Raw genomic sequence first — 26,872 nt, 5'->3', positions numbered from 1 at the left:
AAATATATGGTCTATAATGGCAGATATTGAATGTCAGAAGGTTGTACCATGCATATTTTACCGCCTGTTCGACCCGAAAAATCCATCGAAAGACTGACCGCCATCCTTGAGCCGATAGCGGAGAAAGTGCACGTTGTTCCGCGTAAGCGACTCACCTGGTTACGGAAGGGGAAACAGCAGATGTACCTCTTTCTGGAAGGAGAGCTGTCCCTGCTGCGGGCTTCGGATGGACTGGTGGTAGTGACCGTTTACGAGCCGCATTTGTTTGGTATTGCAGAGATGATCCAGCCTACGCAGGGGCACCTTCTCCGTGCTGAAAGAGAGTCGACTATTTTACGTCTCGATGCGGACAAGGCGGCTGAATTGTTTCGTGCCGAGGGCGTCTGGGAGGATGTCGCCGCGCTGCTCTCATACCATACGGCCTATTTAATATTCCGTGATGCCCAGGTACTCCAGCAGCGTACCTATTCCGTTATTCGTAACCACCTTCAGGAAATGATTTTGCTCCCGGAAGAGACGCGTTTGCGTACCACGATTCTGGAATATATCCAGGATCGTACGCTGCTCTCTCGCAGCAGTATACTCAATGTATTATCTGCCCTTAAGCAGGGGGAATATATCGCCTTTAAGCGCGGTGGATATCTGCTTGAGGTCAGACATTTACCCGAGTCATTCTAGCGGAAGTTTAAAATTAAACAGAAATGCAGTTAACGCTACCGTTAATTTTCTATATCGTTTGCTTTCTCAGATTTAACATTATCAAGTAAACGGTATATTTATGAAAAAGACAGTTATCGCATTGATTATGGCTAATGCATTTACCGCCACTTCCGCGTTCGCCGCCGCTGATGCGGGCACCTGGTATGGCGGGGCGAAATTCGGCTGGTCTCACTATTTTGATACCAATATGGGTTCAAAAGCGTTTGATAACACGCATTCCGATCACTTCGATTTTAACCATGATAATGTCGGCGGGGGTGTTTATACGGGTTATCAGATTACCCCATGGCTTGCGGTAGAAGGTGGTTATGATTATTTAGGTAACATGCAGATTAAAGGTCAGCATGGCGCCGGGGCGCAAATGAAGACGCAGGGCCTGCAAATGTCTCTGAAGGCCAGTTATGCCCTGACCAGTGACTGGGATATTTACGGCCGTGCCGGCGCAAGGGCTATCGCGCTGAATCCGATGTAAGTGGTCACAATCGTTTTGAAACCGGTGTGCGCCCGCTTGCAGCCGTGGGTACTGAATACGCTTTCAATAAAAACTGGGCGGGCCGCCTGGAATATCAGTGGGTAAGCAACGTGGGCAATGTTAACCAGATCGGCGTGAGCAGCGACCTGAGTTCCGTCACCGCAGGGCTTAGCTATCGCTTTGGTCAGTACGACTGATGCCCGTGATATGCCCATTAATAAAAACCCGGCTGCTTATGTTGCCGGGTTTTTTATTTTCAGCTGGTGAATAACGGTTCAAGAATGATATGAATATTTTGCAGGCCCGTGACATTATTATCTTTCAGGTATTGCTGATTAACCATATCTAACTGTTCCAGTTTGGTCAGCGAGGCATAGACGCGTTGAACGTCACTGTCCGCAACAAAAATTTCTTTTGCGGTGGTGTCCTGTAGATACTGTGATTTTACGCTGCGCGTTAAGGTCTCGATCTGCTGTTTATTTTCCTGATAAAGAGACACGATATGCGATATCTGTGCCTGCGGCGGTTTTTCCCCCGGCAACACCAGTGGAATTTGCAGATGATTAATTTTTTCAACATTGTCTGGTTGGGGAGAACTACAGGCTGTTAATGTGCTGAGGGTTAATACAGCGAAAAAGAACGGCAGGCTCTTCATCGAATCACTCCGGGGAAATAACTGGACTCAGCATTATCCCTTAAGGACGCAGCGACGAAAGAATAAACTAATTTATTTATAAACGTTATTTCCATAGGTTAAAGATAAGCCTGGTGATAGCCTCCTTTCCCCCCATGTACCGCCAGCGTGAATATAACTCCTCGAGGAAGTATGAAATTTAAAACTCTCGTTAGTGCGATGGCCGTTGCTGGTCTGCTATTAGTGTCGTTGACCTCATTGCCTGTCCTGGCACAAAAGGAAGGGAAGGGAGCCACTGCCCATACGAAAGAGATGAATGATGCACTTTATGGTCAACTGCCCTTCTTTGATAAGACGGATTTCCGAAATGCGCACAAAGGCTTTATTGCCCCGCTGCCACCCGCGGTGATTAAAGGCGAAAAAGGCGCCGTTATCTGGAACCCCCAGAAATACGCTTTTATCAAAGAAGGGCAAAAAGGGCCGGATACCGTCAACCCGAGCCTGTGGCGTCAGGCGCAGCTGAATAATATTGGCGGTCTGTTTGAGGTCACGGAAGGCGTCTACCAGATCCGTAACCTCGATCTGTCGAATATGACGGTTATAGAGGGCAAAGAGGGGATCACGGTTATCGATCCGCTGGTGTCTGCGGAAACGGCCAAAGCGGGCATGGATCTTTACGTTCAACATCGTGGCAAACGCCCGGTTGTTGCCGTTATTTATACCCATAGTCATGTCGATCATTATGGCGGCGTGCGTGGCGTAGTCGATGAAGCGGGAGTGATAACCGGCAAAGTGAAAGTCTATGCTCCAGCAGGTTTTATGGAAGAGGCGGTATCGGAAAATATCATGGCCGGAAATGCCATGAGCCGCCGTGCCAGTTATATCTACGGAAACCTGTTAAAGGCCAATGTAAAAGGTCAGGTAGGGGCGGGTCTGGGGACGACCACCTCAGCCGGGACGGTCACGCTTATCGCGCCCACTCACGCCATTACCGAAGACGGGCAGAAAGAGATCATCGACGGTCTCACCTATGATTTTATGCTGGCGCCGGGGTCGGAAGCGCCGTCTGAAATGCTCTGGTATGTGGAAGAGAAAAAGCTGATTGAAGCAGCAGAGAACGTCACTCACACCCTGCACAATACTTACTCGCTGCGCGGGGCGAAGATACACGATCCGCTGGCATGGTCAAAATACATCAATAACGCCCTCGATCGTTGGGGGGATAAAGCGGAAATTATTATCGCGCAGCACCACTGGCCCACATGGGGTAATAAGAAAGTGGTGAAGCTGATGAAAAGCCAGCGTGATATCTATCGCTATATCAACGACCAGACGCTGAGGCTGGCGAATAAAGGGCTGACGAGGGATGAGATAGCCGCTAATTTCGCCCTGCCTTACGGGCTGGCGAAATCCTGGGCAGGCCGTGGCTATTACGGCTCGGTAAGCAACAATGTCAAAGCCACCTATGTCTACTATCTTGGCTGGTTCGACGGCAATCCGGCGACGCTCAATGAACTGCCTCCGGTCGAGGCGGCGAAAAAATATGTCGATTACATGGGCGGAGCCCGCGCGATCCTTGAAAAAGCCCGGGTTGATTATGCCCGGGGAAATTACCGCTGGGTGGCGCAGGTGATGAATAAAGTCGTTTTTGCCGATCCCAATAATAAGGCGGCGCGCGAACTGGAAGCGGACGCGTTTGAACAGCTGGGATACCATGCTGAGTCAGGACCCTGGCGTAACGCCTACCTCACCGGTGCGCAGGCGTTGCGTAACGGCGTGAAGAGGATGCCGACGCCCAATACCGCCAGCCCGGATGCGGTCCGTGCCATGTCGACTGAGATGATTTTTGACTACTTCGGCGTTCACCTTAACGGCGTCAGAGCCGCGAATGCCAGAGGGATTTTTAACGTTGATCTGGGCCGCGAGGGCGGCAGGTACAAGCTGGAGCTGGAGAATGGCGTGCTGAACCATAGCGCCAACGCTCAGGCACAAGATCCGGATGCAACCATCACGCTCAGCCGCGAAACGCTGAATAAAATCATCCTCAAAGAGACCACGTTGAAAAAGGCGCAACAGGCAGGAGAGGTGACGATCGTCGGCAATGCCGCGAAGGTAAACGAAATGCTGCGCTGCATGGAGAGCTTCAGCTTCTGGTTTCCTGTCGTCACCCCTTAAACGTAAAAAAGGCTGCTTTCGCAGCCCTTTAGCTTTCGCCTGCAACAATTTGCCGGGTGGCAGCTTCGCCTTACCCGGCCTACACTCTGCGCGCCTTGAGCGCTAGATGACGCCATCCCCGCCGTCTGAACACCACACCTGCCCGGAGGTGTATGAACACTCATCCGAGGCCAGGGTGACATACAGCGGTGCGATCTCCACGGGCTGTCCCGGGCGTCCCAGAGGGGTACTCTCGCCAAAATGTTTCACTTTTTCCTGTGGTTGCCCACCGCTGGGCTGAAGCACGGTCCAGTAAGGTCCCGGCGCTACCGCGTTCACGCGTATCCCTTTCGGTCCCAGCTGTTTCGCCAGCGCTTTGGTAAACACCGCGAGACAGGCTTTGGTCTGCGCATAGTCAAGCAGTACGGCGCTCGGTTTCACCGCCTGTACAGATGAGGTGTTAATGATGGAGGCGGGGGCTTTCATGTGGCGCAACGCCGCCTTTGTGATCCAGAAAGGCGCATAGACGTTGGTCTTAAAGGTCGCGTCAAAATCTTCCGTGGTCAGTTCTTCCAACGATTCACGGTACTGCTGGCGGCCTGCGTTATTCACCAGGATATCCAGCCCGCCCAGTTTTGAGACGGCCTGCTCCACCAGGTTCTGACAAAAAGTTTCGTCCCGCACATCGCCCGGAAGCGCGACGGCATTCCGTCCTTCCGCTTTAATCAGGGCGATGACTTCCGCTGCGTCTTCTTCCTCTTCCGGCAAATAGTTAATCGCGACATCTGCCCCTTCGCGGGCATAGGCAATGGCTACCGCGCGTCCTATGCCGGAATCGCCCCCGGTAATTAGCGCCTTCTTACCGGCAAGACGACCATGCCCTTTGTAGCTCTTCTCGCCGTGGTCGGGTACGGGTTCCATCTCAGAGGCCAGACCCGGTGGCGTCTGGGGCTGCTCCGGGAAAGGTGGCGTTGGGTAAGCGTTCGTACGTTGTTCATTATCACTCATAGCTAACTCCTTGTTAGGGGTGAGATTTGATGGATAGTTACAGCGTTAACGCTTCGCTGAATTATTTTTGCAAGTGGCTGACCCGCACTACGGGTGGGGATGATTTTTTATCGAGCGAGCCGCTAATACTGATCATGTTGTCAGGTTCCACGGTTCTGTCGTCAAATACGGCTTTCGGGATAATAACGTCGATTTTCCCGGTTTTATCCTGGAATACGTATTTATCGCCATTGCCATCAATAAGATTGCCGCGCAATGAAATAGAGGCACCATCATGCATCTCTTTCGCCTGAGTAATGGTCATAATGCGCGCATCATCGGTACCACGATAACCGCTGTCCAGCGCATGCGGCGGTGGCGGCGCGTCACCCTTTTGTAACCCGCCGTTATTATCTGCCCATGCAGTAGGGATAATTAATATAAACAAGGCTGAAATCACTGATAATTTCATCTGATATCCTTCATTTTGGATGTCTTGACTTATTAAGTATTGTTGCTATTCCTTTATGTGGCAAATGTGATAAGTCTTAAAAGCATTTGCACAGGAAAATCATAAATTTCGGCAATTAAGCGAAACGGTGACCACAGCCATGGAACCAAAAAATGAAAAAGTGCCTGGGATAAAAGAGAGTAGCCGTTTACTGACGTTTGAGTATGCATTTCGCCAGGTGGGTTTTATTGTGCTGTTAGCTATTATCGTGGCCGCGATAGCCGGCCTGTTTTCCAGCGGCGCGGTCAGCGACGTGGAGAAAACAAACGAAGCAAAATCCCTGACCCTGAGCTATGAGCGCTTCGGTCGCCGCCAGACCGAATCGCGGATGGCACTGACGTTTCCGGTGACGTCTGAGGGGAAATATACCCTCAGCATGACCAGCGAAAGCAGCGACGCGTATGAGCCAGGCAGCGTCTGGCCACAGCCGGACAGCATGTACAGCCGGGGGAATACCCTGTTTCTCGTCTACGATCGTTTACAACAGACCGATAAATTTACCGTTTTGTTATTTATCACGCCGTCAAAAGCAGGGAAGTGGACAAACAGTATCCGCGTAAACAACGAGCCAGATATCCATTTCTGGCAGTTTATTTACCCCTAGGAGTCAAATATGGACATGGTTTTTCGTGCCCTGGCAATTTACCTGTTTCTGGTCATTGTGTTTAAAGTTGCCGGGCGACGCGCTCTGCTACAAATGACCAGTTTTGACCTTATTTTGCTCTTAATTATCAGTGAGGCGACACAACAGGCGCTGCTTGGCGAAGATTTCTCCGTCACCGGAGCAATGATTACAATAACGACGCTGGTGGTTGTGGATATTATTTTTGGCCTGCTGAAAAAATATTTTTCCACTGTTGAGAATATTCTTGATGGCACGCCGGTGATATTGGTGGAGAACGGTGTTCCCCTTGCCGATAAACTGAAAAAGGTCGATGTGTCCTGTGATGATATATTGGTATCAGCCCGCCAGAATCACGGTATTACAGAATTGAAGGAGATTAAATACGCTATTCTTGAGCGTAATGGTCATATTTCTATTATTCCTGACGAAAATTAAGGGGCAACGCGATGAGCAACCTTATTCACGACAGCAACAGCACCATCAGCGAGCTGACGAAAAAGCTCGCCACTCAGCTTACGGACAGAGGTTTGCGGTTAACCACCGCAGAGTCCTGTACCGGCGGCAATCTCGCGGTTGCGCTTTGTGCCGAAGAGAACACGGCGGAATTTTATGACGTTGGCATGGTGGTGTTCAGCGATGCGGCGAAGGAGAGGATCCTCGGCGTGCGGCACGAAACCATTGAGCGCTTCACCGCCGTCAGTGAACAAACGGTGACCGAGATGGCCGCTAAAATTCGCGAAATTGCCGAGGCGGATATCGGCCTTGCCATCAGCGGCTATGCGGGACCGGAAGGCGGCGACGATGGCACCGCAGCCGGTACGGTCTGCTTCGGCTGGAATATTCGCGGACAGACGGAAACCCGCACCGTGCTGTTTTCCGGTGAATGTCAGGATGTGGTGGATAAAGCGGTGCGTTATTCCCTGTCTGAACTGATCGAAATACTCTCCGGCTGGGATAACGTCTGAAACAAGGGGAAAGGCTATGGCTGTGATCGTTATTACCGGCGGTACGGCGGGCGTGGGGAAAGCCACGGCGCTGCACTTTGCCAAAGCGGGCTACGATGTGGGCATCATTGCCCGCGACGAGCAGAGCCTGCGCTCCACAGAAGAGGAGTTGCGCCGTTTTGGGATCAACGCCCGTGCCGTTCAGGCCGACGTGGCCGACAGCAAGGCGGTGACCGATGCTGCTAACGAGATTGAATACCGGCTTGGGGCCATCGATGTGTGGGTGAATAACGCTATGGGCGGGATGCTGGCGCCGTTTCGCACCATGTCCCCGGAGGAGTTTCGCCGCGTCACCGAGGTGACCTATCTGGGCTATGTTAACGGCACCCGCGCCGCGCTGGAGTTAATGACCCCACGCGATCGCGGAACGATTATTCAGGTTGGCTCCGCGCTGGCCTACCGTTCCATTCCCTTGCAGTCAGCCTACTGCGGGGCGAAAGCCGCAATCCGCGGATTTACCGATGCTGTGCGCACCGAACTGATGCATGAAAACAGCCGGGTGCAGATCGCAATGGTACAGATGCCGGGCCTCAATACGCCGCAGTTCGAGTGGGCGAGGAATAAATTTGCCTGGGCGATGCGCCCGGTTCCTCCCGTTTTTCAGCCGGAAGTAGCTGCCAGCGCTATTTTTAAGGTGGCGCAGAAACCGGTGCGGGAACTGTGGGTGGGCAGCAGCACCGTCCAGTCGATTGTCGGGCAATTTCTTTTCCCCGGCTTTCTGGATCGGCTGATGGTTAAAAAGGCCTGGGAAGGGCAGATGACCGATACGTTAAATGCGGATGACCGTCAGGACTATCTGGATCAGCCGGTTAACGACCTGCATAAAATCCACGGGCACTTCACCGACGAAGCAAAAGAGCGCGCTATCAGCGTCACCTCCGGCATGCCGGGGAAAGTGCTGCTCGGCTCCCTTGCCGTCACGGGCGCGATCGTGGCCCGTCTGCTGCTCTCGCGGAGACGATAATCAGCGCAGTGCGGTACGATCGGTCCAGAACCAGCGGTAGCCATAGCCGCTGAGGTTAAGCGCGACGGTTTTGCCGCACACAAGCGCGTCATCGTAACGTTTGTCCGCCAGGCAGGCGGTCCAGGTCGCATGCCGGATCCCTCTGGCGGTAAAATTAACGGGCTTATCGCTGAAGTTAACGAAGGTCAGAATGCTGCGCGTGTCGGTTTCGTAATAGATCCCCAGTACCGCATCGCTGTCGATATTAATAAGACGAAACGGCGCGACGCCGATCTCAGGGAACTCCGAGCGCGTATTGGCGATATCGATAATGCAGTGCAGGAGTGAGTTGCGGTGCAACAGCGAATCCGCCACGTTGATTTTTTGATAGCGGTACGGGCCGTGGTCAATCATCGGGGCGACAAAAGTTTCCGGGTCGGCATCTGAGAAACCGCCGCCTTGCGATCCGGCCCACTGCATCGGGGTGCGTACGGCGTAACGCTCCTCCAGATCCAAATCATCCCCCATGCCAATCTCATCCCCGTAGCGCATGACCGGTACGCCCGGCAGCGAAAACAAGACCGCATGGCAAAAGGCCAGCCGCTTTCGATCGCCATTAAGCATCGGCGCCAGACGGCGGCGGATACCTCGCTGATACACACTCATCTCTTCGTCAGGGGCAAAGGTATCGATGACGGTCTGCTTCGCTTTTTTTCCTATCCCTTCCAGATCCAGCTCATCATGATTGCGCAGCCAGTTGGCGAAGCAGCAGGAGTCCGGTGGCACAATCATCTTCTTCACCGCGTTGCGCAGCGGTCGTGCGCTCTTCTCTGCCAGGCTGACGTAAAAGTACTTATTGAGCCAGAAATTCAGCACCAGGTTGAGCCGGTCGTTCTGACCAAAATAATCTTTGTAGGCCTCGACCTCCACGTCGACTTCGCCGAGCAGGATCGCGTCCGGGTTACGCTGCCCGATAAGACGGCGCAGATGCTCCAGGATCCACAGGCCGCGTTTTTCATCCCCATGTCCGGCCTGTTTTGTCAGGTGCGATGCCGCATCCAGGCGAAAGCCCGACACCCCGAGCTTTAGCCAGAAGATGATGATGTTCTCAATCTCCTTTAGCACCGCAGGGGAGGCCAGATTGAGATCCGGCTCGTGGTGATAAAACATATGCCGGTAGTATTGCCCCGCCTCATCGTCCCATGTCCAGATGCTCTTCTCCACGCCGGGGAACATCGGCGGCGTATCGTCGTCGTCCGTGTCGGACCAGAGATAATAGTCCCGGTAGGGTGACTGAGGGTTGCGGCGGGCCTGCTGAAACCAGGGATGCGCATCCGAGGTATGCTGGATCAGCAGCTCAATAATGACCTGCATCCCCAGCTCCCGCGCCTGTTCGATAAAGGCGATGATATCGTTGAGCTTGCCGAAGCGGGGATCGACCTGCAAATGGTCGCTCACGTCATAGCCTTCATCGAGAAAAGGCGTGAGGTAAAACGGGGTGATCCAGATGACCGTCGCGCCCATCCGGCGGATGTAGCGCAGCTTCGCGGTGATTCCGGCGATGTCGCCACAGCCATCGCCGTTAAGATCGTAAAACAGGGCGGTATCAATCTGGTAAATAATGGCGCGTGTATGCCAGCCTGCCATAGCAATCCTTAATGATAACCTTCGGTATCAGACACTTTGCCCCGGAAGACGTAGTAGCTCCAGGCGGTATAAACCAGGATCACCGGGATGATTAACAGCGTGCCGATTAGCATAAACAGCTGGCTGGCAGGCGGCGCGGCGGCTTCCCACAGGGTGATGTGCGGCGGAATAATGTGTGGCCACAGGCTGATGCCCAGGCCGCTAAAGCCGAGGAAGATCAGGCCCAGCGTTAACAGGAACGGACGGGCATGGCTGTCGGGATTGCGCGTCAGCCGCCAGATCCACAGGCTGAATACCGCCACCAGAACCGGAACCGGCAGGAACCAGAAAAAGTTGGGCAGAGTAAACCAGCGCTCGGCGACAAACTGCCAGCCGAGCGGGGTCCAGATACTTACCACCGCAATAACGGCGATCAGCGCCAGCAGCACGTGGCGGGTCAGCTCGCGCATCCGGTTTTGCAGCGCGCCTTCGCTTTTCATGATCAGCCACGTGGTAGCCAGCAGGGTATAGGCGACAATTAAGCCCAGCCCGCAGAACAGATTAAACGGGGTGAACCAGTCCAGCGAGGAGCCCACAAAGCGACGCCCTTCCACGTCAAAGCCGTTGATCATCGCGCCAACCACAATCCCCTGGCTGAAGGTTGCCAGCAGGGAACCGCCGGCAAAGGAGTAGTCCCAGAATTTGCGGTGTGAAGGGGTCGCCTTAAAGCGAAACTCAAACGCCACCCCGCGGAAAATAAGCCCGATCAGCATGGCCGTCAGCGGGATGGTCAGGGCATCAATTATCACCGCGTAAGCCAGCGGAAACGCGCCGAACAATCCTGCACCGCCGAGAACCAGCCAGGTTTCATTTCCGTCCCAGACCGGGGCGACGCTGTTCACCATCACGTCGCGCTCTTTGGCATCGCCCACAAAGCTGAACAGCATGCCGATACCGAGATCGAAACCGTCCATAATGATGTACATCAGCGTGGCGAAGACAATAATGGCAAACCAGATGACCGGGATATCGACGCCCATCAGATCTTCTCCTCTTCCGGAACGGACTCGGCGGCGGACAGCGGACGGGCAGGGGTGCCCGACGTATTAGACGTTAGCGTGCCCACAGGCTGCGGACCTTTCTTAATCAACCGGGCGAGATACACATAACCCACGCCAAACACCGAACAGTAGACCACGATAAAGGCCAGCAGGCTGATGCTCATCTGCAACGTGCTGTGCAGAGACACCGCATCTATCGTGCGCAGATAGCCGTAAACGACCCACGGCTGGCGGCCCACTTCGGTGGTGACCCACCCGGCGAGCAGCGCGAGCAGTCCGGCAGGCCCCATACAGAGGGCAAACCAGTGGAATGGCCGCGAGTGATAGAGTCGACGGCGATAGCGCAGCCAGACGCTCAACACGCCAAGGGTAATCATCAGCAGCCCCATGCCGACCATAATGCGGAAGGACCAGAAGACGATGAGCGAGTTAGGGCGGTCCTCTTTCGGGAAATCCTTCAGCGCCGGGACCTGTTTATCCAGGCTGTGCGTCAGGATCAGGCTGCCGAGCGCGGGAATTTCAAGCCCGTATTTGGTGCGCTCCTCTTCCATATCCGGTACGCCAAACAGCAGCAGCGGGGTGGCCTCGCCGGGCGGGTTTTCCCAGTGGCCTTCAATAGCGGCGATTTTGGCAGGCTGGTGCTCAAGCGTATTCAGGCCGTGCATATCCCCAACCACGGCCTGAATGGGCGCGACCAGCAGCGCCATCCACATGGCCATGGAGAACATTGTGCGAATAGCGGGCGTATCGTTACCGCGCAGCAGATGCCATGCCCCGGACGCGCCCACAAACAAGGCGCTGCACAGGAAGGCGGCGATGGACATATGGATCAGGCGGTAAGGGAATGAAGGGTTAAAGATAATGGCCAGCCAGTCTTCGGGAATGACCTGACCGTTCTGAATACTGAAGCCCTGCGGGGTGTGCATCCAGCTGTTAGAGGCGAGGATCCAGAAGGTGGACATCAGCGTGCCCAGCGCCACCATGCAGGTGGCAAAGAAGTGCAGGCCGGGGCCGACCTTGTTCCAGCCGAACAGCATCACGCCTAAGAAACCAGCTTCCAGGAAGAAGGCGGTTAAGACTTCATAGGTGAGCAGAGGGCCGGTTATGCTGCCTGCGAACTGGGAAAAGCCGCTCCAGTTAGTCCCAAACTGGTAAGCCATGACCAGCCCGGAAACCACGCCCATACCAAAGTTGACGGCGAAAATTTTCAGCCAGAAATGGTATAGCGAGCGCCAGACATCATTTTTGGTGCGAAGCCACATGCCTTCGAGAACCACCAGATAGCTCGCAAGCCCGATGGTGATCGCCGGGAAGAGAATATGAAAAGAGACGGTAAAGGCGAACTGTATCCTGGCCAGATGAAACGCATCAAGCTCGAACATGCTCCGTACCTCTGGAACTGATAGCGCACAAGGCATTGCCAGACAGCCTCAGGCTGCCTGGCAAAACCGGTTACGGTTTTTTCTTACCTGCACCAAGCTCGGCACCGGTAAGCGGATCGGCATTGGGGTCGGATTTCGTGCGTGCGCACATCGCTTTGACCAGCGTTTCCTGCTCTGTAGTGAGCGTTACGCTTGCGCCGCCGTCACCGCCATCGACCGCTGGCTGAGGAGATTCCACGTAGTCGAAGTGCTTATCGCTGTTCCAGCTGCCGCGAACTTCTCCCCCCTCAGACATATTGTAGTACTTGTTGGTGTACTCTTCGATTGGCGGCAATTTACCCGGTGGGAAATTGTTACGGATCGACTGGAGCGCCTTCTCAAACGAGAGCTGGTGTGCTGCCTCACGCGTCATTAAAAACGCCAGCGCATCTTTAACACCCGGATCGTCCGTTACGTTAATAAGCCGTTCGTAGATAATTTTGGCGCGCGCCTCGGCCGCTATGTTAGAGCGCAGATCCGCGGTCGGTTCGCCAATGGTATCCACGTACGCCGCCGTCCACGGTACGCCTGCGGAGTTAGTAAGCGGAGTACCGCCGCCGTAGAGCAGGGAGGTGATATGACTGTCGTTGCCGTTCTCGGTCATGGAGCGGTACAGTTCCGCTTCATTTTCAACGCCTTCCGCCAGTTCGCCTTTCGCACCCTTATTGAGCATACCCACCAGGGTGCCGATAATTTCCAGGTGACTTAACTCCTCGGTCGCGATATCCATCAGCATATCTTTACGACCGGGATCGTCGTCGCTCAATCCTTGCGTAAAGTAACGACATGCCGCGGCAAGTTCGCCTTGTGGCCCGCCAAACTGCTCAAGCAGAAGATTGGCCAGGCCCGGATTCGGTTCGGCTACGCGTACCGTGTATTGCAGCTGTTTTACGTGTCGAAACATACATTCTCCCTATTTCGTTATTTTTTAGCTTCAACGCCATCCGCGTCGGAGCGCAGCAGGAACTGTTCCGTCGTCTGTGGAATATGCTGGAGCAGCCAGTCTGCCATCTGGCGCTCTTCTTCCAGAATGGATTCAAGGGCTGGAATGGAGGCGGTATCGCCCGCTTGTTTGGCCGCAGCCAGCAGAGAGGTGTAGCAGGCAATTTCAAACTGCTCAAAAACGTAGCCGCTGATAGAGCCTTTAACAATTTCGTCGGAAGGGAACATGCCGCCAATGGACTGGCCGAGCGCCGCCATTTTACTCATGGAATCTTTTATGACCGAACGGGAAATATCATTGCGGTCGAGAATTTCTTCCAGCACGGTAATTTGGTGTTTAGTTTCATTAACGTGTTGTTCAATTCGTGCACGTAAGTCGGGATAATTATCAATACGGCTGGCCATTGATTCCAGCATGGATTCGGCTTGCTTTTCCATCGCATGGGCATCGCGTAGCCAATCATGGTAGTGTTCTACATGATTCATAATTAACTCCTGTGATTTATTTTTGGTTAATTTTTGGTGCTGATGCTCATCAGATATTAATTATCCTTTCTGGGCTTTTTGATTAATATTACCGACAGCCAGATCGGTTAATTTGAGATCGGTTTCTTTTTCTTCTTCCAGCGTTTCGGCAAGAAGTTTAACGGCTTTTTTATAGCCTAATTGTTCAGCCAGGGTGGCTAGGGTGCCGTAGCTGGCAATTTCGTAATGTTCAACTTTCTGAGCTGCGGCAATTAATGCAGCGTCACGCACTTCATTTTTCTCAGTGCTCTCAATAACTTCGTTGGCTTCTTCAATTAAGCCTTCCATCGCAACGCATTTCATGCGCTTCAGTTTGAGACCGGATTCCTGCTCAATAATCTGATCGATACGTTCGATCTGTCCCTGCGTCTCTTCGAGGTGAGCCGTGAACGCGGCACTCAGCTTCTCGCTGGATGCGGCGCGAGCTAATTTGCTTAGCGCGCGGGTCAGCTGCTTCTCAGCGCTGTAGGTGTCGGATAACAGGTGAATAAATACATCTTCAACAGTTTTCATATTCATATTTTCGCTCCAGTGAAATAAAGGGAAGGTACTGCGAGCCGACGGGCCCGCAGCATGCTCTCGGTATATTTATAAGAGCTTTAAATAAGATCAGGAGTTATCAGATTTACGGCCTCCGCCGTGACTGCTCTGTCCCCCTTTCTTACCCGCTTCAGATGCGCGTTGCGGATCGTTTTTGAAATTACCGCCGCTGTGCTGGCCGCCTTTACGTCCAGCTTCTGATGCCTTTTCACGGTCTTCAGCGAAATTACCGGAACCACCACGATGTTGCTCTGCCATATATCAACCCTCATGTTGCGTTTATGTCAGGAGATACGATAAGTAATTCGTATCAGTTGTCGTTCAGAAATTAACATTAGTCGTTATGTGAGAAGAGTCAAATTTCTTGTCTGGGTTGTTTTGCGGTAATTTTGCAGGGAGTGAAGAAATACCGCTTCGTTACGAGTTTTAAAAACGGATGGGAAATCCATCAGTTAGATGAAAATAAATCCGGAGGTTAAGATTGCGCTTGGCTAATAATCCTAATGTGAACGTGGCGTGAATTATTACAAGAATTGACACAGCGCAAAAATATATCTTCGCAACGGGTGTTCTTGTATTCGGAATAATCCTATGAACGTGAAGAAGTCATGCGCTGAAAAGAGTGTGGCTAAACCTCGTTTTTGACGTGGTCAGGCGGATCGGGTGAGGGTATGCTTCTTTTGTCACCACAATAATTACAGAGGCAATGTCATGGATCAGGAGCTACTGGATGCGGGGTACCGGGCCTATACCGGTGAGAAAATCGATGTCTACTTCAACACCGGGATCTGCAAACACTCGGGCAACTGCGTGCGCGGCAGCGCGAAGCTGTTCGATCTGAAGCGTAAACCATGGATCGCGCCGGATGAAGTAGATGCAGAAACGGTTATGCGCGTAATTGATACCTGCCCGAGCGGTGCGCTGAAGTACCGCCAAAAATAAGCGAGGAACCATGGAAATTCTTGAAGGCCATAACAAGTTTTACGTCAACGACGCCGAAGGCAATCAGGTAGCGGAGATCGTCTTTGTCCCGACCGGCGAGCATCTGAGCATCATTGAGCACACCGATGTGGATCTGAGCCTGAAAGGGCAGGGTGTGGGTAAACAGCTGGTGGCGAAGGTGGTAGAGAAGATGCGCGGTGAGAATCGTAAAATTATCCCGCTGTGTCCATTTGCGAAGCATGAGTTTGATAATACGCGGGAGTATGACGATATTCGGGCGTAAAACAGATGCCCGGCATTGCGCCGGGCAGCATACTCAACCCACAAACATCACCGACACACACAGCACACCCACAATCAGCGTCAGCAGGTTACCGATGGAGCGGTACGGTTTTAATGACGGGATCAGGTACGTCGACAGCGTCGGCATGATGAACAGGATCATGGCGATAAGCGGACCGCTGATGGCATAAATCATTGAGATCGCATTCGGGTTGATGCAGCAGACCGCAAAGGTAATCAGCGACACGCCGAGAATCGAAATCGCGCGGTTAAAGGCGCGGCTTTTCTTCACACCCACCTGATTCAGCGACGATTTCACAATTTCCGTTGCCCCTTCAATCACGCCAAAATAGGTGCCGAGGAACGATTTCGACATCGCAATAATCGCCACGATAATGCCGGAAATGCCCAGCCATGCCGGGGACGATGGCATCATCGACAGAGCGGACAGGATCGTCACCCCTTCCTCTTTTGCCGCCACGATATACGACGGTGGAATCGAAAGCAGGCAGCTGAACACAAAGAACAGCACGCTGAGGCAGATGATCAGGTACGCCACTTTCATGATTTTTTTGCATTTACCCATCGCCTCTTCACCGTATTTCTCGCGACGGTCTACGGCGAAGGTCGAGATGATCGGAGTATGGCTAAAAGCGAAAACCATCACCGGGATCGAAATCCACACCTGGTGCAGCGTATGCTGGTCGAAGGCCATCTGGCTGGTCAGCAGCGACGGCTGCCAGCTGCCCGTCAGATACAGCGAGACAAACAGGAAATAGGCGATCAGCGGAAAGACAAGGAAACCCATCACCTTAATGGTGATGTGCCGCCCCATCAGGAAGATCAGATTCAAAATCAGCACTACGCCAAAGCTCACCAGCATCCGCATGCCGGTATCCACCGTCATCCGTTTCGTCAGCTGTTCAGTGAGTGAGTTGGTTATCGCCACCGCGTAAATCAGAACTACCACAAAGAAGGCCACAAAATAGAGTGTGGTGATCAGGTTGCCGATCTTTTTGCCGTAGTAATGCGAAACGGCACCGGTGATCCCTTCGTTGCCTTTCGTCTTCGACGACAGAATAAATTGCGCCAGCGCTTTATGCGGCCAGTAGGTTAAGGGATACGCCACAAGGGCGGTGATCAGCAGGACAATCGCGCCAGCAGAGCCGAGCTGAATGGGCAAGAACAGGGTTCCTGCGCCCACGGCAGTGCCGTAGAGGGCGAAACTCCAGAGAGTCTCTTCTTTTGACCAAATTTTCGACATTAGAGCAACGTATCAACTATAAAACGAACAAAAAGGAGTGCAATTTACCATAATTATGCGTTGAGGTCGCCGTTGCTTCGCAGGGGGTGGGCCGGAGCAGGTCTCCGGCCGGAAGGTTATTCGCTTGCCAGGGCGCGTCGTTGCTGGCGGCGCTTGATGATTTTCTCCCGCAGGGTGTCGTACGCCCAGTTGTAGAGCATGGTGTACGGCAGGAAGAACAGAAAGAAACCAATTTCCAGGGTAAAAGCCTGGAGCAGCGTCACGCCCAGCACGGCGGCAACGATGGTTACGCCAATCACAATAAAGCCGCATTCAAAACCCAGGGCATGCAGGGCGCGCACTTTCGCCGTGCGCTTCACCCGCTGGACGGGCCAGAAACGGTCGAAGCCAAAGTTATAGATAATGTTCCAAAGCATTGCCGTGGTCGCCAGAATAATGGTGAGACCCCCCATTTCAACCACCGAGCGCTGCATTAGCCACGCGGCCGTCGGGGCGAGGATCGCCGTAGCAATGCCTTCAAAACAGACGGCATGGAAGATCCGCTCCGGCAATTTACGTTGGAGTGCATCCTGATGTTGCATATTTACCTCATATTGACGCCAGTATGGGCGTTGATGCGGCCTATTCTTATCGCTTAAGGTGATATATAAAAGATGGTATCCATCGATAAAGTAGATACATCATGCGTTATTCTCCCGAAGCACTGACCGCGTTTGTTGAAACTGTCGCCGCAGGTTCGTTTTCTGCTGCGGCACGACGGCTGCGTAAAAGCCAGTCCACCATCAGCACCTCCATCGCCAACCTTGAAGCTGACCTTGGCTTTGAGCTGTTCGATCGCTCGGCGCGTCACCCGGTATTAACCGCCCAGGGTGAACAGGTGCTGGGCTATGTCCAGTCGATACTCGCCGCCAGCGCGCGCCTGGATGAGCTGGCCGTATCGTTAACCGCGCAAACGGAGGCGCGTTTTACCTTTGTTCTCTCCGATACGCTTAACCCGGCCGTGCTGGAACAGATGATGAGCCAGTTCGACCAGCGTTTTCCGCACACGGAATTTGAGTGCCTGATTGGGGAAGAGGAGGACGTGATCGATCTGCTGCAAAAGGAGCGGGCGCAAATTGGCCTGACGGAAGCGCGCGACAGCTACCCGACCGATATTGGCGCGACCCGTCTGCCTATGCAGACGCGGATGGCCATCTACGTTTCTGCCGGACATCCTCTGGCAGGGCAACATGAGACGCAGGCGGACGAGCTGCATGGCTGGCGCGAGCTGCGGTTGAGCACCTATCTTGAACGGGAAGCGCCCCTTTCGCGCGGGCCGGTCTGGTCTGCGCCGAATTATCTGTTACTGCTGAGCATGGCGGTACAGGGCTTTGGCTGGTGCGCGTTACCCTGCGCGCTGGTCGACGAATTTGCCGCGTCGAAATCGCTGGTGCAGCTGAACGTGCCGGGCTGGCCGAGGTCGATTGCCATCGATCTGGTATGGAACAAACGAACCCCGCCCGGCGTCGCCGGAAGCTGGTTGCGCCAGTACTTACAGGACGCACGATAATCCTGTGACTAAACTCACTAATTTTAAACATTTGCGTCAATTGTTGATAACAATCCTCTACTATCGTCATGTCATTTTGCACAGAGGTCGTGATGAAAGATGTCGTTATAGTGGGTGCGTTACGTACGGCTATCGGCTGTTTTCAGGGAGCGCTTGCGCGTCACTCTGCGGTTGATCTTGGCAGCGTGGTGGTAAGAGCGCTGGTGGAACGCAGCGGGGTTGCCGCACATGAAATTGATGAGGTGATCCTGGGCCAGGTGCTGACCGCTGGCGCGGGACAAAACCCTGCGCGCCAGGCGGCGCTGAAGGGCGGCCTGCCTAATACCGTTTCGGCAATTACCATCAACGACGTCTGTGGTTCAGGTTTGAAAGCGCTCCATCTTGCGACGCAGGCCATCCAGTGCGGTGAAGCGGACGTGGTCATTGCCGGCGGGCAGGAGAATATGAGCCGTGCCCCGCATGTCCTGACCGACAGCCGGACCGGCGCGCAGCTCGGGAACAGTCAGCTGCTTGACAGCCTGGTTCACGACGGGCTGTGGGACGCCTTCAACGACTACCATATGGGCGTAACGGCGGAAAACCTGGCGCGGGAATACGGTATCAGCCGCGAGCTTCAGGATGCATATGCCCTCAGCTCACAGCAAAAAGCGCGTGCAGCGATCGACTCCGGGCGTTTTCGCGATGAAATTGTCCCGGTCAGTACCCAGCGCCAGAACGGCGAAGCGCTCATCGTCGATACCGACGAGCAGCCGCGCACCGATGCCAGCGCAGAAGGGCTGGCAAAACTCGATCCGGCCTTTGAAACGCTCGGTTCCGTAACGGCAGGCAACGCCTCATCCATTAACGACGGTGCGGCGGCGGTGATGATGATGAGTGAAAGCAAAGCCCAGGAGCTGGCGCTGCCGGTGCTGGCGCGGATTAAAGCGTTTGCCAGCGTGGGCGTTGATCCCGCGTTAATGGGGATCGCCCCGGTCTATGCCACGCGCCGCTGCCTGGAGCGGGCGGGCTGGGAGCTGAACGATGTGGATCTGATTGAGGTCAACGAAGCTTTTGCTGCACAGGCGATCTCGGTCGGGAAAATGCTGGAATGGGATCCGCTGCGGGTCAACGTCAACGGCGGAGCCATCGCGCTGGGCCATCCCATTGGCGCCTCCGGCTGCCGCATTCTGGTGTCGCTGGTCCACGAAATGAAAAAGCGTAACGCCCGAAAAGGGATCGCAACGCTCTGTATTGGCGGGGGGCAGGGGGTGGCCCTGGCTATCGAACGGTAATTTCTCCCTCTGCGCACAGAAAACCTCCCACGGGAGGTTTTTTTGTGTCCGCAGAATCCTTTTTTAACACTTATGCGTTCTTTCTGAAGCCCGCAATAATTATTGCGCGGTTAATTATTTGCTTTGTGAAGTGCTTAATGTGATCTCACGCCTGAAATTTACGGTTGATACCCTTTTTTTGTTGATGGGGTTCACGTCGATCTTTGCCAAAAAAAATGAAACAAATAATTTCGATCCTTGTCACTAAAATAACGGTGCATAAAAAATAAACTCAAGTTTCATAAAAACGAAACGTTATTTTAATTGAGGGTTTTTTCATGTTTAAGAAATCTCTGCTCCTTGCTTCCCTTATTAGTGCCTCTTTTGCGGCTAGCGCCGTTACCGTCGATCTGCGTCACGAATATATTGACAGCGGCTCGAATGCCGACCGTGTTGCCGTCTCGCACCGCTTTGATAATGGCTTTGGTTTTTCAGTCGAGGCGAAGTGGAAATCAGGCGGGGACAAGGCAGATCAGCCATTCGCGGATGTAGTGGGGAACGGTCACGAAGATCAGATTAGCTGGCGCTGGAAAGCGACAGACAATATCGCCCTGACCCCTGCGTTTACGATTGAAAGCACAGACAGCCGCACCATTTATAAACCGAATCTGCATGTGCAATATAGCTTCGACAATGGCTTCTACGTGGCTGCGCGTTACCGTTACGAATATACCCGCTACCCGTCAAGCTCAAATAAGGACGATGATAAAGTTAACCGTGGCGATGCGTGGGTCGGTTGGGTATTAGGTGACTGGCGTACCGAGCTGAACTATGTTTACGCGAAAAGTTCTGAAGGCGTGGCCCGAAATAACAATAAAGATTATTCCAACGAATATAACGCCAAGCTGGCCTACAAATGGGATAAAAACTGGGCGCCGTATGTGGAGGTGGGCAACGTGGGGGTTAAAGACACGGACGAACGCCAGACCCGTTTCCGTTTAGGCGTGGCGTACTCCTTCTGATAATTTATCTTCTTCGCTAAAACTGCCGGGTGGCGCTTCGCTTACCCGGCCTACACCTTCCTTCCACTCCGTCGTTTCGTATGTCGCGCAATCACCCAAAAAAAAGCCCTCCGAAACGGAGGGCAAGGCCAGTTACAGAAACACTAACTCAAATCAGACATGCAACATTTCAGGTTGCTCAGGGAGTTTCGCGATATAGAGGGCCGGTTTGCCGTCTTTATCGGAACTGTACAGCACCGCTTTTTCGTCCGGCGTGAAGGACGGATGCGGGTGGGTTACCTGGCGGCTGTTCGCCACCGTAGCCCATGAGGTGTCATGACGGGCGATGCGGTAACAGGCTTTCTTCGCCACGTCAAAGGCATACAGATAAGGATCGTTATCAATGGTGTAGCCGCCGGTGTCTTTCACATCGACAGGCGTACCGGAGCCGTCGCCAACCAGCAGGGTGCCGTCGACGTTGCTCATCAGATGCGAACAGGCGGGCATGTTCATTACCGCTTCATTCACGCCGGTGTCCGGGTTGAAGCGGGAGATGGTGCGCCCTTGCTGACCTTTCAGGTAAGAAACGTAGATCAGCGCGGACCCGTCCGGCACCCAAAATTCATGTGTACAGCTTTCACCTTCCGCGTGCGTTTTCACTTTCCGCACGTTGCTGCCATCTTCGTTCACCAGCCACATGCGGGCGTCGACCAGGTCGTGCGGCCCTTCATGACAGAAGGCCACGGTATTGTCATCGAACGGGCGATAAATCGGATGTCCCAGCCAGATCTTCTCGTCATGAATGGTGGTGCTTTCACCCGTTTTCAGATCAACGCGCAGCAGGCGGCAGTGCGGCCCTTTGTGGAAGAAGTCGTGGAAAATTTTCCAGTCGTTGAGTGGCGTCCAGTCGCGTCTGGCAATCTCAATACCCACCAGTTTGGTGCAGTCGCTGTTCGCGACCCAGGTGCCGTAGCCGACCCACTCTTCCGGAACGCGGTACACTTCGCGCTCTGCCAGCGTCTGTAAATCCACCTCCAGCAGGGTGCGATCGTTCTTCACATAGTAGAGGGATTTATCGTCCGGAGAGAGAAACCCGCCAAAGGTGTTATCGCCCGCGCCTTCGGTCAACTGTACCGCTTCGGCTTTTTTCAGATCCAACAGGTAATAGTTCCAGTGACCGTCGAACTCCCCGGCGAACAGCAGGTGGCTGCCATCGTTAAAGAAGCACTTCTGGTAAAAGTAGTTGCGATGACAGGTTACTTCCGGTGGGGTCAGGCGGGTGACTTCCACGCCTGTATCCGGATCGCGGCTGACCTCGTAGTTCAGCTTGACCCGCATACCTTTAGCCATAATGCACTCCTTTGAACGCGTAATGTAGGTTGAAAACTGGGTGTTAAATTATCAAAACGTTGTTTCATTATGTGTGACTGACAGCGCACTTTCTCAGTTTCATTAACCAGATTGAGGGTCTTAAAGATTTATCGTGATCGAAACACCATTTCTGGCATAAACAAGCAGAAAAAATGAAACGTTGTTTTAAATGCAATTGAAAACCCCGTGGTCAGGGGATAATATGTGTTCATCACGAAAACGGAACGTTGTTTCGTTATTTATCTTTGCCTTCGGGCACGATCAATTCTGGAGGTTTACGTGGACGTCAGACAAAGCATCCACAGTGCGCACGCTAAAACGCTGGATACTCAGGGGCTGCGCAGTGAGTTTTTAGTTGAGCAAGTGTTCGAAGCCGACAAGTACACCATGGTCTACAGCCATATTGACCGCATTATTGTGGGCGGGATTATGCCGGTAGCGAAAACCGTCTCCGTGGGCGGTGAAGTGGGCAAACAGCTGGGCGTGAGCTACTTCCTCGAACGCCGTGAACTGGGCGTGATTAACATCGGCGGGCCGGGCACCATTACCGTCGATGGCCAGTGCTACGAAATTGGTCACCGCGATGCGCTGTACGTCGGCAAAGGCGCGAAAGAAGTGATGTTCGCCAGCATTGATGGCAGCAAACCGGCGAAGTTTTACTACAACTGCGCCCCGGCTCATACGACTTACCCCACCAAAAAAGTCACGCCAGCGGACGTTGCCCCGGTGACCCTTGGCGATAACCTCACCAGCAACCGTCGCACCATCAACAAATACTTTGTTCCGGATGTGCTGGAAACCTGCCAGCTCAGCATGGGGCTGACCGAGCTTGCGCCGGGCAACCTGTGGAACACCATGCCGTGCCATACCCACGAGCGGCGCATGGAGGTCTACTTCTATTTCAACATGGATGAAGACGCCTGCGTGTTCCACATGATGGGACAGCCGCAGGAGACGCGCCATATCGTTATGCACAACGAGCAGGCGGTCATTTCGCCGAGCTGGTCTATCCACTCTGGTGTGGGAACGAAAGCCTATACCTTTATCTGGGGTATGGTCGGTGAAAACCAGGTCTTCGATGACATGGACCACGTCGCTGTTAAGGATCTGCGCTAGTCGCAGGCAGTTAAGTATATATCTGCCTGTTGCTGACAGGCGCTGAACGATTAAGGAATAAACATGATTCTGGATGCATTTTCTCTGCAAGGTAAAGTGGCTGTGGTTTCCGGTTGTGACACCGGGCTGGGGCAGGGTATGGCGTTAGGTCTGGCGGAAGCGGGCTGCGATATCGTCGGGATTAACATCGTTGAGCCAACGGAAACCATCGAGCGCGTCACCGCACTGGGCCGCCGTTTCCTGAGCCTGACCGCGGACCTGCGCAAAATCGATGCGATCCCTGAGCTGCTGGATCGCGCGGTGGCGGAGTTTGGGCATATCGATATTCTGGTCAACAACGCCGGCCTGATCCGTCGTGAAGACGCGATTAACTTCAGCGAAACGGACTGGGACGACGTGATGAACCTGAACATCAAGAGCGTGTTCTTTATGTCCCAGGCGGCTGCGAAGCACTTCATCGCCCAGGGGAAAGGCGGCAAGATCATCAATATTGCCTCCATGCTCTCTTTCCAGGGCGGCATCCGCGTGCCGTCTTACACCGCATCGAAGAGCGCCGTGATGGGCGTGACCCGTCTGCTGGCGAACGAGTGGGCGCAGCACAACATCAACGTCAACGCGATTGCGCCGGGCTACATGGCCACCAACAATACCCAGCAGCTGCGTGCGGATGAAGAGCGCAGTGCAGCTATCCTGGAGCGTATTCCAGCGGGCCGCTGGGGTCTGCCGAGCGATCTGATGGGCCCGGTTGTGTTCCTGGCGTCCCCGGCTTCGGATTATATTAACGGCTACACCGTTGCCGTTGACGGCGGCTGGCTGGCACGATAATTCACCCCGAATAAAGAACCTCTGCCCTCGGGTGGAGGTTTTTTTTGCGCCAAAATTGGCTTTATCCATATCCTTAAAGATGAAAAATCCATACTGAAAAGGAATGAATGACGGGTGTCACACATTTATTGCTTAAATATTAACTAATTAATAAAAAATAAGGTTAAACCACCCTGATTTGAAATTGTAATGTCCATCACAGATCGGTATGTCGTAGCGAAATAATCCATATCTTCACCAGTTCCGGCCTGACACTTTCTTCCGGTATCTCGTAATTTCACTTAACGAATTTCGCTGTTGAGGCAGGAAACTATGACATCTGTAAATGACTCTACCCTTATGCCCGCTGCGCTGCGCGATACCCGACGCATGAACCAGTTTGTTTCTGTTGCGGCCGCCGTAGCCGGTTTACTGTTTGGTCTGGATATCGGCGTTATCGCTGGCGCACTGCCCTTTATTACCGACCACTTTACGTTAAGCAACCGCCTGCAAGAGTGGGTGGTGAGCAGCATGATGCTCGGCGCGGCCATCGGCGCGCTCTTTAACGGCTGGCTGTCGTTCCGTCTCGGGCGCAAATACAGCCTGATGGTCGGGGCGATCCTGTTTGTTGCCGGCTCTCTTGGTTCAGCGTTTGCAACCAACGTTGAAGTGCTGCTGCTCTCCCGCGTGCTGCTGGGCGTGGCGGTGGGTATCGCGTCCTACACCGCGCCGCTTTACCTCTCCGAAATGGCGAGTGAAAACGTGCGCGGGAAGATGATCAGCATGTACCAGCTGATGGTGACGCTCGGTATCGTGCTGGCGTTCCTGTCGGATACATACTTCAGCTACAGCGGCAACTGGCGGGCAATGCTTGGCGTGTTGGCGCTGCCTGCGGTGCTGCTGATTGTGTTAGTCATTTTCCTGCCGAACAGCCCGCGCTGGCTGGCGCAAAAAGGGCGTCACGTGGAGGCGGAAGAGGTGCTGCGCATGCTGCGCGACACGACTGAAAAAGCGCGTGAAGAGCTGAACGAAATCCGCGAGAGCCTGAAGCTGAAGCAGGGCGGCTGGTCGCTGTTTAAGGCAAACCGCAACGTGCGCCGCGCGGTGTTCCTCGGCATGCTGTTACAGGCGATGCAGCAGTTCACGGGGATGAACATCATCATGTATTACGCCCCACGCATCTTTAAAATGGCCGGTTTTACCACCACCGAACAGCAGATGATCGCCACGCTGGTGGTAGGGCTGACCTTTATGTTCGCCACCTTTATCGCGGTGTTCACCGTTGATAAGGCCGGACGTAAACCCGCCCTGAAAATTGGCTTTAGCGTGATGGCGCTCGGCACCTTAATACTCGGCTACTGCCTGATGCAGTTCGATAACGGCACGGCGTCCAGCGGCCTCTCCTGGCTCTCCGTCGGCATGACCATGATGTGCATCGCCGGTTACGCGATGAGCGCCGCGCCGGTGGTGTGGATCCTGTGCTCTGAAATTCAGCCGCTGAAATGCCGTGACTTTGGTATCACCTGTTCCACCACCACCAACTGGGTGTCGAACATGATCATTGGCGCGACCTTCCTGACGCTGCTGGATGCGATTGGCGCGGCAGGCACCTTCTGGCTCTATACAGTGCTGAACGTGGCATTTATCGGCGTGACCTTCTGGCTGATTCCGGAAACCAAAGGCGTGACCCTGGAGCATATTGAACGCAAGCTGATGAGAGGGGAGAAACTACGTAATATCGGCGTGTAATGTCATTGCCCGGTGGCGCTTCGCTTACCGGGCCTACGATAGCCTGTAGGCCGGGTAAGGCGTAGCCGCCACCCGGCTTTGTGTTTACCGCATCGCACGTCTCAAAATACGCTCCGCCTGACGCTGGAAGTCAGCGGCCGTCTCTTCCACGGTTTTCTGCCCGTAGTCGATATACTGCAAAGAGGTACCGAACTGCGCCACAATCTGTGGGTCGTCAAAGTATGGCGAGACGGTGAGTTTCGCCGGCAGCGACTGCGCCAGGCGCAGGCCCGCCACGGATGGATCGTCCTCTTTAATGGTGCCGTCTTCGGTCAGATACTGCACCGCCACTTTGCTCAACGGCACGCCGCGCTCAAGACCCAGCGTATCAACCCCTTCTTTGCTGTTGAGCAGGAAGTTAATCAGCTTCGCTGCCGCTTCCGGGTTTTTGGTTGTCTTACCAATCGACAGCATCTGCGCCGGTTTGAAGAACAGACCCGCGTCGGTGGCGCCCGGCAGCATTGGGTAGCTGCCGAGCTCCAGTTTCGCCGGTGGCTTCAGGTTGTCGGAATATTTGTTGATGGTGGAGTTCCACATGTAGGTGCCGCCCCATTCACCCTGGATCCACGGCTTCATCTCATACATGTTGCTCTTACCGAACGAGGCATAGTATTTGGTGTCCGGCATGACGTGGCTGTCGATCAGCTTTTTGTAGGTCTGGAAAAACTCCACCCACTGTTCCTTTGTGTAGCTGAACTTTTTGGTTTTCTCATCCACCGCAGGAATGTTGTACTTCTGGATCATGTACGAATTCAGCAGCGCCAGCGTATCCTGGTGCTCCAGGATCACCGGGTAGTATTGCTTGCCGAGCTTGCTCTCGAAGGTTTTACCGGCCGCCATCAGCTCGTCCCAGGTTTTCGGGTACGCAATACCCGCTTTTTTCCAGGTTTCGTCATTGAAGTAGAACACGCGCGCCGTCACCGAGATCGGAATGCCGTTCAGCTTGCCGTTCACGGTGGTGGTTTGTAGCTCTTTGGGATCGAACTGCGACAGGTCGATCACGTCCTTCATCTTGTTCAGATCGTAGAAGCCATCACCGGTTTTGGAGAAGATCGGCAGCCAGTTCCAGTTCGTCTGCATCACGTCCGGCTCGGTGCCGCCCGCAATCTGGGTGGTCAGACGGGAGAGGTGACCGTCCCAGCCGGTGTATTCCGCTTTTACGTTGATGTCCGGGTTCTGCTTATGGAACTCTTCCAGCGCTTTCAGAGTGACCTGGTGACGGCCATTGCCGCCCCACCAGGACATCCGTAAATCCACATTCTGCGCCATCGATGGCAAAGCGGTAAGGCCCAGGGTCGCGGAGATTGCTGCGCTTAAAAGCACTTTTTTCATTTTTATCA

28 protein-coding genes and 1 pseudogene are annotated in these 26,872 nt (G+C 53.8%); 15 read left to right on the top strand and 14 right to left on the bottom strand.

All coding sequences use genetic code 11. The features are described from left to right. Positions 1-48: 48 nt before the first annotated feature. Together O1721_RS22370 and O1721_RS22365 are read left to right on the top strand one after the other, a co-directional pair. Positions 49-678: a winged helix-turn-helix transcriptional regulator gene (locus tag O1721_RS22370; protein WP_015571785.1), complete on the top strand. Its 630-nt coding sequence runs from the start codon at positions 49-51 to the stop codon at positions 676-678. A gap of 100 nt (positions 679-778) precedes the next feature. Next, positions 779-1,389 (top strand): annotated as a pseudogene (locus tag O1721_RS22365) (outer membrane beta-barrel protein). A gap of 59 nt (positions 1,390-1,448) precedes the next feature. Here O1721_RS22365 and O1721_RS22360 read toward each other — a convergent pair. Continuing rightward, complete coding sequence (locus tag O1721_RS22360; RefSeq protein ID WP_032668600.1) at positions 1,449-1,847, bottom strand: hypothetical protein; 399 nt, start codon at positions 1,845-1,847, stop codon at positions 1,449-1,451. Positions 1,848-2,018: 171 nt separating this feature from the next. Here O1721_RS22360 and O1721_RS22355 point away from each other — a divergent pair, with 171 nt between their 5' ends. Next, positions 2,019-4,001, top strand: a complete 1,983-nt coding sequence (locus tag O1721_RS22355; RefSeq protein ID WP_479953431.1) for an alkyl/aryl-sulfatase — start codon at positions 2,019-2,021, stop codon at positions 3,999-4,001. Positions 4,002-4,103: 102 nt separating this feature from the next. Here the strand turns inward: O1721_RS22355 and O1721_RS22350 are convergent, their stop codons facing one another. Both O1721_RS22350 and O1721_RS22345 read right to left on the bottom strand, forming a co-directional pair. After that, complete coding sequence (locus O1721_RS22350) at positions 4,104-4,988, bottom strand: SDR family oxidoreductase (protein ID WP_032649406.1); 885 nt, start codon at positions 4,986-4,988, stop codon at positions 4,104-4,106. Positions 4,989-5,049: 61 nt separating this feature from the next. After that, positions 5,050-5,439, bottom strand: coding sequence for a YdeI family stress tolerance OB fold protein (locus tag O1721_RS22345; RefSeq protein WP_032649404.1), 390 nt, complete (start codon positions 5,437-5,439; stop codon positions 5,050-5,052). 139 nt (positions 5,440-5,578) lie between these two features. Between O1721_RS22345 and O1721_RS22340 the strand changes: the two genes are divergently transcribed. The 4 genes from O1721_RS22340 to O1721_RS22325 are packed head-to-tail and all read left to right on the top strand — an operon-like array spanning position 5,579 to position 8,071. Continuing rightward, positions 5,579-6,082 (top strand): hypothetical protein, encoded by a 504-nt coding sequence (locus O1721_RS22340; protein WP_015571782.1) that lies wholly within the window; start codon positions 5,579-5,581, stop codon positions 6,080-6,082. Positions 6,083-6,091: 9 nt separating this feature from the next. Further along, positions 6,092-6,538, top strand: coding sequence for a DUF421 domain-containing protein (locus O1721_RS22335; RefSeq protein ID WP_006811854.1), 447 nt, complete (start codon positions 6,092-6,094; stop codon positions 6,536-6,538). An 11-nt stretch (positions 6,539-6,549) separates the two neighbouring features. Continuing rightward, complete coding sequence (locus O1721_RS22330) at positions 6,550-7,068, top strand: 2-oxo-tetronate isomerase (RefSeq protein WP_003862863.1); 519 nt, start codon at positions 6,550-6,552, stop codon at positions 7,066-7,068. A gap of 16 nt (positions 7,069-7,084) precedes the next feature. Continuing rightward, positions 7,085-8,071, top strand: coding sequence for an SDR family oxidoreductase (locus tag O1721_RS22325; protein WP_015571781.1), 987 nt, complete (start codon positions 7,085-7,087; stop codon positions 8,069-8,071). Here the strand turns inward: O1721_RS22325 and O1721_RS22320 are convergent, their stop codons facing one another. From O1721_RS22320 to O1721_RS22290, 7 genes are all read right to left on the bottom strand, one after another. Next, a complete protein-coding gene (locus O1721_RS22320; protein ID WP_032649401.1) occupies positions 8,072-9,697 on the bottom strand; it encodes an alpha-amylase family protein in 1,626 nt (541 codons plus the stop codon). 8 nt (positions 9,698-9,705) lie between these two features. Next, positions 9,706-10,716 carry a cytochrome d ubiquinol oxidase subunit II gene (gene cydB / locus O1721_RS22315; RefSeq protein ID WP_015571779.1) on the bottom strand — a complete coding sequence of 337 codons (1,011 nt, stop codon included), beginning with the start codon at positions 10,714-10,716 and terminating at the stop codon, positions 9,706-9,708. After that, entirely contained in the window at positions 10,716-12,119 is a 1,404-nt protein-coding gene (locus O1721_RS22310) for a cytochrome ubiquinol oxidase subunit I (protein ID WP_017382872.1), read from the bottom strand. Before O1721_RS22310 ends, cydB begins: the two co-directional genes overlap by 1 nt. Before the next feature lie 70 nt (positions 12,120-12,189). Next, entirely contained in the window at positions 12,190-13,062 is an 873-nt protein-coding gene (locus tag O1721_RS22305; protein ID WP_015571777.1) for a manganese catalase family protein, read from the bottom strand. Between the two features lie 17 nt (positions 13,063-13,079). Continuing rightward, positions 13,080-13,586 carry a ferritin-like domain-containing protein gene (locus O1721_RS22300; protein ID WP_017382870.1) on the bottom strand — a complete coding sequence of 169 codons (507 nt, stop codon included), beginning with the start codon at positions 13,584-13,586 and terminating at the stop codon, positions 13,080-13,082. A 60-nt stretch (positions 13,587-13,646) separates the two neighbouring features. Then, positions 13,647-14,144 (bottom strand): YciE/YciF ferroxidase family protein, encoded by a 498-nt coding sequence (locus tag O1721_RS22295; RefSeq protein ID WP_003862851.1) that lies wholly within the window; start codon positions 14,142-14,144, stop codon positions 13,647-13,649. Positions 14,145-14,234: 90 nt separating this feature from the next. Beyond that, positions 14,235-14,423 carry a con-10 family general stress protein gene (locus tag O1721_RS22290; RefSeq protein ID WP_015571775.1) on the bottom strand — a complete coding sequence of 63 codons (189 nt, stop codon included), beginning with the start codon at positions 14,421-14,423 and terminating at the stop codon, positions 14,235-14,237. A gap of 453 nt (positions 14,424-14,876) precedes the next feature. Here O1721_RS22290 and yjdI point away from each other — a divergent pair, with 453 nt between their 5' ends. Both yjdI and O1721_RS22280 read left to right on the top strand, forming a co-directional pair. Then, a complete protein-coding gene (gene yjdI / locus O1721_RS22285; RefSeq protein ID WP_015571774.1) occupies positions 14,877-15,107 on the top strand; it encodes a 4Fe-4S mono-cluster protein YjdI in 231 nt (76 codons plus the stop codon). 10 nt (positions 15,108-15,117) lie between these two features. Further along, positions 15,118-15,390, top strand: coding sequence for a GNAT family N-acetyltransferase (locus O1721_RS22280; protein WP_032649397.1), 273 nt, complete (start codon positions 15,118-15,120; stop codon positions 15,388-15,390). A 33-nt stretch (positions 15,391-15,423) separates the two neighbouring features. Here O1721_RS22280 and O1721_RS22275 read toward each other — a convergent pair whose 3' ends face one another. Further along, positions 15,424-16,653, bottom strand: a complete 1,230-nt coding sequence (locus tag O1721_RS22275; protein WP_032649396.1) for an amino acid permease — start codon at positions 16,651-16,653, stop codon at positions 15,424-15,426. A 116-nt stretch (positions 16,654-16,769) separates the two neighbouring features. Then, entirely contained in the window at positions 16,770-17,234 is a 465-nt protein-coding gene (locus O1721_RS22270) for a multidrug/biocide efflux PACE transporter (RefSeq protein WP_022651793.1), read from the bottom strand. A gap of 101 nt (positions 17,235-17,335) precedes the next feature. Between O1721_RS22270 and O1721_RS22265 the strand changes: the two genes are divergently transcribed. The 3 genes from O1721_RS22265 (at position 17,336) to O1721_RS22255 (ending at position 20,474) form a co-directional block, all read left to right on the top strand. Then, positions 17,336-18,202, top strand: a complete 867-nt coding sequence (locus O1721_RS22265) for a LysR family transcriptional regulator (RefSeq protein ID WP_032649394.1) — start codon at positions 17,336-17,338, stop codon at positions 18,200-18,202. A 92-nt stretch (positions 18,203-18,294) separates the two neighbouring features. Beyond that, the gene (locus tag O1721_RS22260) at positions 18,295-19,473 is read left to right on the top strand and encodes an acetyl-CoA C-acetyltransferase (RefSeq protein WP_017692722.1); all 1,179 of its coding nucleotides are present in this window, start codon (positions 18,295-18,297) and stop codon (positions 19,471-19,473) included. Positions 19,474-19,790: 317 nt separating this feature from the next. After that, positions 19,791-20,474, top strand: a complete 684-nt coding sequence (locus O1721_RS22255) for an oligogalacturonate-specific porin KdgM family protein (RefSeq protein WP_003862842.1) — start codon at positions 19,791-19,793, stop codon at positions 20,472-20,474. A gap of 153 nt (positions 20,475-20,627) precedes the next feature. Here the strand turns inward: O1721_RS22255 and O1721_RS22250 are convergent, their stop codons facing one another. Then, complete coding sequence (locus tag O1721_RS22250; RefSeq protein WP_032649393.1) at positions 20,628-21,803, bottom strand: oligogalacturonate lyase family protein; 1,176 nt, start codon at positions 21,801-21,803, stop codon at positions 20,628-20,630. A 300-nt stretch (positions 21,804-22,103) separates the two neighbouring features. Between O1721_RS22250 and kduI the strand changes: the two genes are divergently transcribed. From kduI to araE, 3 genes are all read left to right on the top strand, one after another. After that, positions 22,104-22,940, top strand: a complete 837-nt coding sequence (kduI, locus tag O1721_RS22245; protein WP_032649391.1) for a 5-dehydro-4-deoxy-D-glucuronate isomerase — start codon at positions 22,104-22,106, stop codon at positions 22,938-22,940. A 63-nt stretch (positions 22,941-23,003) separates the two neighbouring features. After that, positions 23,004-23,765, top strand: coding sequence for a 2-dehydro-3-deoxy-D-gluconate 5-dehydrogenase KduD (kduD, locus tag O1721_RS22240; RefSeq protein ID WP_003862835.1), 762 nt, complete (start codon positions 23,004-23,006; stop codon positions 23,763-23,765). A 312-nt stretch (positions 23,766-24,077) separates the two neighbouring features. Further along, on the top strand, positions 24,078-25,493 hold the full coding sequence (araE, locus tag O1721_RS22235; protein ID WP_032649389.1) for an arabinose-proton symporter AraE: 1,416 nt from the start codon (positions 24,078-24,080) through the stop codon (positions 25,491-25,493). Between the two features lie 84 nt (positions 25,494-25,577). On the opposite strand, the gene O1721_RS22230 is transcribed toward araE, so the two are convergent. Further along, complete coding sequence (locus O1721_RS22230) at positions 25,578-26,864, bottom strand: ABC transporter substrate-binding protein (protein ID WP_032668596.1); 1,287 nt, start codon at positions 26,862-26,864, stop codon at positions 25,578-25,580. Positions 26,865-26,872 lie beyond the last annotated feature (8 nt).

Source organism: Enterobacter cloacae complex sp. HYC033_NIDB (assembly GCF_056673335.1).
This window is presented reverse-complemented; position numbering and strand designations above follow the sequence as displayed.